Source organism: Thermodesulfobacteriota bacterium, assembly GCA_040753795.1.
In the GTDB taxonomy this organism is placed as follows: domain Bacteria; phylum Desulfobacterota; class Desulfobacteria; order Desulfobacterales; family Desulfosudaceae; genus JBFMDX01.
In genome coordinates, this window is sequence record JBFMDX010000037.1 from 1 (window position 1) to 9,204 (window position 9,204).

The window sequence follows — 9,204 nt, forward strand, 5'->3', positions numbered from 1 at the left end:
TGGGTCTTCAGCAGCCCCCGCCCGACGGCTCCGCTGATTACATTACCCGCGTCGGCTCATTCATGACCGGTCTGGGTTCGGTACTGCTGGTTAGGGCTTCCAGCCGTTTTGACTCCTCGACGCTGTTCCCCGACGAAACATAAAAAATTGATTCACCGGTATTCCCCGGCCCATTCGGCGAGCTTCCGGCAGCCGTTCAGCGTGGCCTGGCAATATTGTTCGAAAAAGGCATCCGACAGGTCTTCGTGGGGCGCGACAGCTTCACCGGCCGCCAGGGCGGCGGCGCCGTCAAAATTAACATAAGCCAGCCGGGCGGTCAGTTCCCCGGCCGGTCGTTCGAAAGCCTCTCCGGGAAGCAGGGCCGCCGACGTCTCCGCCAGCAGGCTTTCACACAACGATTTTCCGCCGGTAATCCCCCGGCGGGCCAGTTTTCTCCGCATGGGTGCAAAATCCAGAAACAGGTAAAAGCCCCCTTCCGGCGCATGCGCCCGGATGCCGCCCCTGCGAAGAATACCGTGAACGCGTCTTCCCAGACCGGACAATATCCGCCGGGCGTTGCGCAGATAGCGCTCGATATCCACGCCGCCCCTGAAGGCGTATACGGCCGCGTGCTGAATGGGCGCGCTGACCGAAGTATAGGTCTCGCTGGCCACAAAGGCCATGGCCTCCAGCAGCCACTCCAGGGCCGGCGGGAAGGTCATGGTGCCCAGCCGCCATCCGCCGGCGCCGCACCATTTGGAAAGTCCCGAGGAAATGATGGTCCCCTCGGGATAAAACCGGGCGATGGAGATATGTTCTCCCCGGTGATGAATCTGGCCGTAGATTTCATCGGACAGCACCACCACCCCCCACTTTCTGGCCACGGCGGCGATCGCTTCCAGTTCGCGTTTACCGTAAGTCAGTCCGTCCGGATTGCCGGGATAATTGAGGACCAGAATACGCGGCCGGCTGTCGTCGCATTCTGCCGCCAGAAAAGCGTCCAGCTGGTCGTCGGAAAGCTGCCACCGTTCCCGGTAACGGGTGGGAATAATCCGGATCTGCTTGCCCAGGATCCGGGCCTGGGGACCGTAGGAGACCCAGCAAGGCGACGGCAGGATCAATTCCCCGTAAAACACCATCTGGAGCAGAAACATCAGTTCCTTGGATCCCGGGCCGACCAGGACATGCCGGTCCAGGGCTTCGACCCCGTCCAGACGCCGATGAAATCCGGCCACGGCCTCACGCAGGGCCGGCAGGCCGCGCACCGGCAGGTAGTCTTTTTCATGGGCGTGAAGTTTCAGCGCCTCGACCACCGGCCGGGGCACGGGAAAGGGAGACTGTCCGAGGCCGAAATTGATGACCCCCGCCCCCTCCCCGGTCATCTTCCGGCACCGCTCCTGGATGGCCAGGGTCGGGGATTCCCCGATCCCCCTGATATTGATGTTCACGCTCCTGGTAATGGAGCAGCCGTTGTTTCTTTCCGCTGGATCGGCGGTTTCCATGGCGTCCTTCCTTTCCGGGTCAATAATAGTACCAGATGGTCTCGTATTCATCGGGATCTTCGTCCGTATCCTGCAGCCGTTGCAGATAGTCCAGGATGGGGACATCGGCGCCGGCATAAGGCTCGCAGGGGACGATGCCCTTTTCCCAGGGGTGAAAATCATATACCCGGGCCCCGTTCGGCAGCACGCTGATCAGATCGCGATGCTGAAAAGCCCGCAGATGATTTTTCCCCAGGCCCGGCACGTTGTAAACCGGTTCATCGGTACGCCGGGATCCCGGCAGGAGGCGGGCTTCCTCTTTCTGTTCCTGGAAAATCCGGGCCAGCGGAACGCGATAGACCTCAGTTTCCTCCTTGCCCTTGGGCGCGAAGGTGTAATAGGGATCGATGCCGGCCACCTTCAGTATCATACGCAGCTTGGCGGCCTCGAACCGGCGGGACACATAAAACGAATATACCAGCTGATTATACACCCCGATCCCGTTCCGGCGCAGCCGGTCCACCGCCCGGACCATGTCGAAAGTGACTTCATAGGGATGTTCCACATGGGTCACGATCATGACCTCACGCCGGCCGGGATCGCGAAGCGCGCCGAGACCGTCAGCCAGTTCGGGCGTAATCCGCATGGGCAGGGTCACCGGCGTGCGGGTACCGATGCGGACTAGATCCACATGGGGAATGGCCGCGATCCGCCGCAGAATGGGCAGCAACTGGTCATCGGGCAGTCCCAGGGGATCGCCGCCCGTGACCAGGACCTCCTTTATCGCCGGATGTCCCTCGATAAACCCGATGGCTTCTTCAATCACCGCCTTTTCGGCCAGGGCCCCTCCGATCATGGCGTCTTCGATTTCCCAGTTGCGCTGACAGTAGACGCAGATCTGAGGGCAGGTGTTGAACGGCTTCAGGATGAGAATGGCCGGATAGCGGCGGGTGACCAGATCCGCGGGAGAGGTGTCGTGCTCGAGCATGAAATCCAGCGAGCAGTTGCCGTCCGAACGATTGGCCAGCATATGGTTGACGTATGCGGCCGTGGGAATTACCTGGGCCCGGAGGGCGCGATCCCGGCCTGACCCGGGGTCGTCATCCATCAGAGAGGCATAGTATGGCGTAACCCCGAAAGGCAGCCGGCCGCTCCTGGCCATATCGATGGCCTCCCGCTCGGCATCCGTCAGCGCGACCATTTTCCCGAGTGCTTCCGCGTCCCGGGCAATATGGCGCACCTGCCAGCGCCAGTCCGCGAAGTCCTCTGGAGCGGCCCTGAGCCTGGCGAGAAGTTTTTCCCTGCGGACGGCCCGCCTTTGCACGGACGCGTCATCCAGGCCGCCGGGATAGCGGTTCATGATTTCCTCAACGCCGCGCCAGAGGGCATCCAGTTCATCGGAGCGTTTCAGGGCGGCCTCGCGTCCGCGGAGATCAGGCCCGGCGGGTTCCAGCGGCTGCATGAAACGGAACCGCCCTTCCAGCCCGATGATCAACTGCGTCATTTCAGCAAAAAAAGCGGGAGAGAGATCCGGCCTGATCCTGCCCGCGGCCAGATCCCAGATGGCCCGGGCCACGCTGAAGCCGGCCCGCTGATCGGCCCGCCGGTGAAGCATCCCCCGCAGGGCCCGGGCGCAATCGCGCACGACATAAAGAGGTGAGCCGTGCACCAGGGCAACGGACTGGTGGGCCTCGAACTGTTCGGTCGAGACGTGCGCGCTCATCAGCGCGCGGGCCTCGTCAAGCGTTTTGGCCTCGGCGACAAGAGACAGAAACCGCCCCGCCTCATGGCGGAAACGGGCTTCATTATAGGTATCCGTTATTCGTGTCCGTTCCATTTCGTACTTCCTTTTCATTTGGATCCATCTCATCTTTTTCCGACCTGTCTGTAATGGTTATTTCCTTCTATACAAGACAGCATAACGGCTGATACCCGGAATACCAATAATGAAAACTTGACAATCTATTTCGGAATAACCGACAATAGAAGCATGGAATGGATGAACTACCACCACCTCTATTATTTCTGGATGATCTCCCGGGAGGGCAGCCTGTCGCGGGCTGCCAACCGGCTCCGTCTGACCCATTCCACCTTGAGCGAACAATTAAAAATGCTCGAGGACTTCCTGGGGCAGAAACTGTTTGACAGGATGGGACGCCGCCTGGTGCTGACCCAGTTCGGCGCCGAAGTGGCCCAGTACGCCGACGAAATTTTCCGCCTGGGCAATGAACTGATCGAGATGGCCCGCGGACGTTCACAAATTCAACGCTCCGTTTTCCGGGCGGGGGTGGTGGGTTCGATCCCCAAAACAATCGTCTACCGTCTCCTGGAGCCCTCGGTGGAACAGCAGGAGACCTTTTCCCTGGAAATCCGTCAGGGGACCCTCAATGCCCTGATGGAAATGATGTTCCGCAACCGGCTGCATGTCATCCTTTCCGACCAGCCGCCCCGGGACGCCATGATCTACCGGGTCACGTCCCGAAAACTGGGGGACACGGAACTCTTTTTATATGGCGCTCCGGAAGTGGCCGAACGTTATCGCCCGGGATTCCCGGATTCCCTGGCCGATGCCCCCCTGCTGCTGCCGGCCCGGGGGACAAACCTGCGGCAAAGCCTCGACCAGTGGTTTGCCGACAGGGCCCTGGAGATGAACGTCATCGGCGAGTTTGACGATTCCGGCCTGTTGAGGACCTTCGGGGTTTTTGAACGAGGTCTCTTCCCGGTCCGGTCGGTCCTGGTCGACGAGGTGGAGGAGACCCACGCCGTCCAGCGCGTCGGCCTCCTGGCGGGCATCCGGGAAAGCTACTATGCCGTCTACCAGAACCGCCGGGTGACCCACCCCTACATCCTGGAAATTATAAACGCCGCCAGAAAACGACTCCTGTCCTCTTCGCCGGCGAAAAAACACCGGAAGAAAAAATCAGTGGAGCGTGCCGGGCCATGATTCTCTCTTTTCATCCCTGTTTTTCCGGTGACCGCTTCATCAACTGCGGCGGCCGGGGGCTGACGACCGACGACATTGATGCGATGAAGTCGGCTTCGGCCGTGATCCTTCCCCAGGCCTGCAGAAAAGAACTGTATGAGGCGGCCCGGACATATTGTCCCCGGGTATTCCCGGATTTTAACAAAAAATTCGCCTACCCCGGCAAAACCGGCCAGATCCGCCTGTTCCGGGAGACCGGCACCCCCCACCCGGAAACCCGCCTCTTTGCCGGTACCGCCCACTTCCAGGCCGGGGCTGAAAAACCCGACGCCACCAGCCGCCTGGAATTTCCGGCGGTATTCAAACTCAACGGCGCGGATGAAGGCCACGGTGTTTTTCTGGTCAAAAATCCCGGAGCACTTCCACCGCTTCTGGAACTCGCGGCCAAGGCCGAAAAAGCCGGGGAGCCGGGGTTCCTGCTCCAGCAGTACATCGAAACCGGTGGCCGCGTCCTGCGCGTGTGCGTCATTTACAAAACCATTCGGGCATACTGGCGCGTAAGTCAGAACCCATCCGACTTCCGCGTCAATTTGTCCAGAGGGGCAGTGATTGACGAAACGTTCCGGCCGGATCTCCGGGATATGGGTGTGGCAGCGGTGAAAAAATTCTGCGATCAGACGGGCATCAACCTGGCCGGTTTTGACCTGGTGTTTTCACACCCCGACCCAACCGGACCACCGCTTTTTCTGGAGATCAATTATTATTTCGGCAGGCGCGGCCTGGGCGGCACCCGGCCATATTATCAACTGCTGACACGGGAAATCAAAAAATGGCTGAACGATCAGGAAAGAACAGGCGCGGCTCCCCTTTCCGGGACACAGGCACCGGCGAAGCGGACATAAAACGGGAAAAGAACAAGGCCCGGGAGCTGCGGCAGAGCCAGTGGTGGAAAGGACGGCTTTCCAGGGGCGTCTGTTATTACTGCGGCCAGACCGTGCCGCCGTCGGAGCTGACCATGGAGCACATTGTTCCCATCTCCCGGGGGGGCAAAACCACCCGGAACAACGTGGTCCCGGCCTGCAAGGATTGCAACACCAAAAAAAACCGGCTGGTGCCGGTGGAATGGGAAGAGTATCTGGCCCGTCTGGGAGGAGACAAGCCGTAGAGGTCTCCCCCTTCATCCTTTCCCAGACCGGGTCTTCTTCGCTTTTGCTGGTGCCATGGTAACACTCCTCTCTTCTCCCAAATTGCTTTCTACAATCCGGAGTGTTACCCTATTTTCTACCATCTATTGTGTTAAGATCTGGCGATTAGGACAGGGTTGGGCATCAAATACAAAAATGTAAAGAGCGCTGTCAATTTTAACTGGGATTTCTATGGCTGTATAGTTTTAAAAATGAATCACTCAATTTACAGTTATCAAAAGCCAAGTCAACTAAAGAGGCTATTTGAGATTTATTCACAAAAATGGTTAGCCATTCAAAACCATTGTTCGGTGAAAGGCCAAAGGCTATTTTATCCTGATCAGAGATAACCACTTTTTGGGCCGTTGTTATTGCCGATTTATTGAGTGTTGCCCCCAAATTTGACAGGACAAATGGATCGTATGTTAGCTTTAATACTGATACTAACGTGATTTTTTTAAAATCATTTTCCCAAATTATTGATCCTCTCCCTCCATTGTGCATCCCCCAGAATTCCTCAAACCCGTCAAAAATATTTTTTTGTAAATTAAATTGATACTTTTTCCCCTTTTTAAAAAGTATTGTACTTAGCCTATCTTGAAGTCCGATATTTTCTCCATCACCATACAAATAAGCCCATTGAGAACCGGCAAATAACGGTTTTATAACAAATTCAAGTATCTGTTTTTTTTCTTTTAGCTGGATATTGGGAGCAGGATGTTGGCTTAATGCTAAATTTAATGAAGCATATTTTTTTGCTAAGGTTTTTATTTCTGCAATAAATCCATCACGTAATCTGGTTTTCATAATCAAAAGTCCCATTTACCATCTTTTATTTGATCTCTGATCGCCGGGGTTATCGCTGGTGCCCCTTGCTTTGTACACACATCGTCAAAAATTTTTGCCGCCAAGATCAGAACTTGATGGGCCGCTGCCCGCGTGGCTGGATTAGATTGAAAAAGTTTTTTATAGGCTTCTTTACTTGCACCTCTTCCTATGCCACCCGGGAAATCAGCCATTCTCAACATATAATGTAATAATTGGTGGAATTGAATATGAAAATTTTTTGGAAGATTAACTGTAGTCTGATTTCTTCTTCCACCTAAAAACATTGGAACTGCATGATGAGCATTTTTAGCAGCAACAGCGGCCGCAGTACACAGCCCCTGCCTCACTCTCTTATAAGACTTATACGCTTTCTTTGCATCATTAGATTTTCTCAGGTTTGAATTTATTGCATTGGAGACACTGAACTCCACAAAGGAAATAAAGTTGCCGCTTGGATCTATATAATTAACAGGATTATCAATCGTGTAAACATAGAGATGCAAATTAAGTGGCTCAAAATCAGTCCCTTCCCACGGATCAACAGTCAAGAACCTCCCAGTCTCCGGGTTCATCCATCTTGCACGCAGATAATAAAATCCGGAGTTCGGGTCAAGGCTCTCGCCTGTAAATAAATAATTATTCTCTGTGGTGCCGCTGCTGTTGAGCAGTTCTCCGAATGCCAGATAATCATACGTATCGGTCACAGCGCCGGTGCCGTCGGTTAATGCCCGTGTAGAACCCAGGCCATCCGTATGATAATACGACGCTGCACCACTTCGTTCCTGACTGATCAGATCGTCCCCGTAGACATAGCTGACCGCAAGCGTTCCGGCTCCGGCTCTTTCCTCCAGCACCTGGGCATAATCCCGGTTCTTGTCCACCAGATATTTTGTCACTGCCCCGTCTGCGGTTTTACGTGTCCGGATGCCATCAACGTCATACTTGTACAACACCATGCTGGCGCCGTCATCCACGGAAACCAGACGGTTTTCATGGTCGAAGCCGTAGGAGATATTTTGAGCTGCGGACTGTTTACCAACCTGGTTGCCGTTGTTGTCATAGGCGAAGGTAATCGTTCCGTCCGGCCCGGATTCCTGGATGAGGCGGTTGTTGGCGTCGTAGGTGTAGGTTGTCGTCACACCATCAACGGTTTTGCTCAGGCGGTTGCCCACGACATCGTAAGTGTAGGAGATGCTCTGGTTGCCGTTCACAGAGTCGATGATATCTTCGGCGATCAGCCGGTACAGGTTGTCATAGGTATAATCCACCACCCGGCCGCTGTATTCTTGCACTCTGGTGCGGTTGCCGGCGGCGTCCAGGGTGTAGGTGTAGCTCCCGATAACCTGGCCGCTGCTTGTGGTCTCCAGGTAGGTCAGGCGGTTCAGATCATCATAGGTGTACGTGGTCATGACGCCGTTGGGATAAGTGACGCCGGCCCGGTTGCCCACGGCGTCATAGGTATAGGTGGTTACCCCGCCGTTGGCGTCCGTGACCGTGGAGAGGCGGTTTAAGGCGTCAAAGGTATAGCCTGCCGCGCCGGAAGGGATGTCCACGGCGGTGCGGTTGCCGGCGGCGTCATAAGCATAGGCAATGACCGAGCCGTCCGGGTTGGTGACCTGCTCCAGGCGGCCACGAACATCATAAGTGTATTGGGTGGTGCCGCTGGCATCGGTGACGGTGTCTCGCTGACCGGCGGCAAGATAGGTGTATGAAGTGGTCGAGCCGTTGGGATAATGCGCGGCTGTCAGCCGATTGCAGCACAGGCTGTAGTCATAACTGGTTGTCTGGCCGTTAAAATCGGTTTTCGTCAGCACATTGCCGTTGGGATCATGGGTGAACGTTTCGCTCATGCTCAAAGGCAGGGTGTGTTCGATGGCCCGGCCAAGATCGTCATAGGCCCAGCGTTCGGTATGGCCGTTGGCGTCGGTAAAGGTCAGCTTGTTGCCGACTTCGTCGTAGGTGTATTCCGTGCGGTTGCCGGCGGGATCGACCACGGCCGTTAAATTGCCGTTGGCGTCATACTCAAACTGCGTGGTCCGGCCGTTCTGATCGGTCTCGGCTGTTTTGTTGCCCTTGGCGTCATAGGCCGTCTGGATAAACGTGCCGTCCGGGAACATGGTTTTGATTCGCCGGTTCAGGGCATCATAGACATATTGGGTGGTATGGCCGTTGGCATCGGTCATGGCGGTCTGGTTGCCGGCCGCGTCATAGGTAAATTGAGTGACATTGCCCGGGGCGTCCGTTACCCGGGTGCGCCGGCCGGCGTCATCATATTCGAACTCCGTCCGGTTGCCCCGCTCGTCGATGGAGGCGATCAGGCGTCCGGCGGCGTCGTACTCCATGGCCGTATGTGCGCCGTCTTCAAAGTCGGTTCTGACAAGGTTGCCGGCAATGTCGTAGGCAAACGCGGTGGTGTGGCCGTTGCGGTCGGTTGAAGAGGTGCGGTTGCCTTCGGCGTCATAGGTATTGATGGCGGACGAGCCGTCGGCAAACAGGGTTTTAGTCAGGTTGCCCCGGCCGTCGTAAGTAAACTCCGTGCGGGCGCCGTTTCTGTCGATTGTGGCGGCGTCCTTGTCCACCTGGTAGTTGTATTCCGTGGCGGTTTGATTGCCGTCGGGGTCCGTGACGCTGACGACATTATTGCGAATATCGTAGGTCTTGGTGGTGGTCATGGCGACGGGCGCGCCGTTTACCGTCCGGGTGGCGGTCTCGGTCAGTTCGTTGCCGTAATTGTCAAACGTATAAACGGTCTGGTTGCCGTGCGGGTCGATCTCTTTGACGCGGTTGCCGGAGGCGTCATATTCATACT

General features: G+C 56.3%; 7 protein-coding genes. 3 read left to right on the forward strand and 4 right to left on the reverse strand.

Annotation, left to right across the window (positions count from 1 at the left end; all coding sequences use genetic code 11):
• Positions 1–152 precede the first annotated feature (152 nt).
• Both AB1724_20275 and AB1724_20280 read right to left on the reverse strand, forming a co-directional pair.
• Positions 153–1,481 carry a pyridoxal phosphate-dependent aminotransferase gene (locus AB1724_20275; protein ID MEW6080154.1) on the reverse strand — a complete coding sequence of 443 codons (1,329 nt, stop codon included), beginning with the start codon at positions 1,479–1,481 and terminating at the stop codon, positions 153–155.
• A 19-nt stretch (positions 1,482–1,500) separates the two neighbouring features.
• Positions 1,501–3,297, reverse strand: coding sequence for a KamA family radical SAM protein (locus tag AB1724_20280; protein ID MEW6080155.1), 1,797 nt, complete (start codon positions 3,295–3,297; stop codon positions 1,501–1,503).
• 162 nt (positions 3,298–3,459) lie between these two features.
• On the opposite strand from AB1724_20280, the gene AB1724_20285 reads away from it, so the two are divergent.
• Genes AB1724_20285 through AB1724_20295 form a run of 3 tightly spaced genes read left to right on the forward strand, consistent with a single transcriptional unit; the run spans position 3,460 to position 5,548 of the window.
• On the forward strand, positions 3,460–4,404 hold the full coding sequence (locus AB1724_20285; GenBank protein MEW6080156.1) for a LysR family transcriptional regulator: 945 nt from the start codon (positions 3,460–3,462) through the stop codon (positions 4,402–4,404).
• Positions 4,401–5,285 carry a glutathione synthase gene (locus AB1724_20290; protein ID MEW6080157.1) on the forward strand — a complete coding sequence of 295 codons (885 nt, stop codon included), beginning with the start codon at positions 4,401–4,403 and terminating at the stop codon, positions 5,283–5,285. The genes AB1724_20285 and AB1724_20290 overlap by 4 nt, the downstream gene beginning before the upstream one ends.
• Complete coding sequence (locus AB1724_20295; GenBank protein MEW6080158.1) at positions 5,213–5,548, forward strand: HNH endonuclease; 336 nt, start codon at positions 5,213–5,215, stop codon at positions 5,546–5,548. The genes AB1724_20290 and AB1724_20295 overlap by 73 nt, the downstream gene beginning before the upstream one ends.
• A gap of 196 nt (positions 5,549–5,744) precedes the next feature.
• On the opposite strand, the gene AB1724_20300 is transcribed toward AB1724_20295, so the two are convergent.
• Together AB1724_20300 and AB1724_20305 are read right to left on the reverse strand one after the other, a co-directional pair.
• On the reverse strand, positions 5,745–6,374 hold the full coding sequence (locus tag AB1724_20300; protein MEW6080159.1) for a hypothetical protein: 630 nt from the start codon (positions 6,372–6,374) through the stop codon (positions 5,745–5,747).
• A 2-nt stretch (positions 6,375–6,376) separates the two neighbouring features.
• The coding region (locus AB1724_20305) for an RHS repeat-associated core domain-containing protein (GenBank protein MEW6080160.1) at positions 6,377–9,204 on the reverse strand (2,828 nt) is incomplete at its 5' end.

Coding starts and splice junctions, on each gene's coding strand:
- AB1724_20275 (MEW6080154.1), bottom strand. CDS start 1,481: ATGGAAACCGCCGATCCAGCGGAAAGAAACAACGGCTGCTCCATTACC.
- AB1724_20280 (MEW6080155.1), bottom strand. CDS start 3,297: ATGGAACGGACACGAATAACGGATACCTATAATGAAGCCCGTTTCCGC.
- AB1724_20285 (MEW6080156.1), top strand. CDS start 3,460: ATGAACTACCACCACCTCTATTATTTCTGGATGATCTCCCGGGAGGGC.
- AB1724_20290 (MEW6080157.1), top strand. CDS start 4,401: ATGATTCTCTCTTTTCATCCCTGTTTTTCCGGTGACCGCTTCATCAAC.
- AB1724_20295 (MEW6080158.1), top strand. CDS start 5,213: ATGGCTGAACGATCAGGAAAGAACAGGCGCGGCTCCCCTTTCCGGGAC.
- AB1724_20300 (MEW6080159.1), bottom strand. CDS start 6,374: ATGAAAACCAGATTACGTGATGGATTTATTGCAGAAATAAAAACCTTA.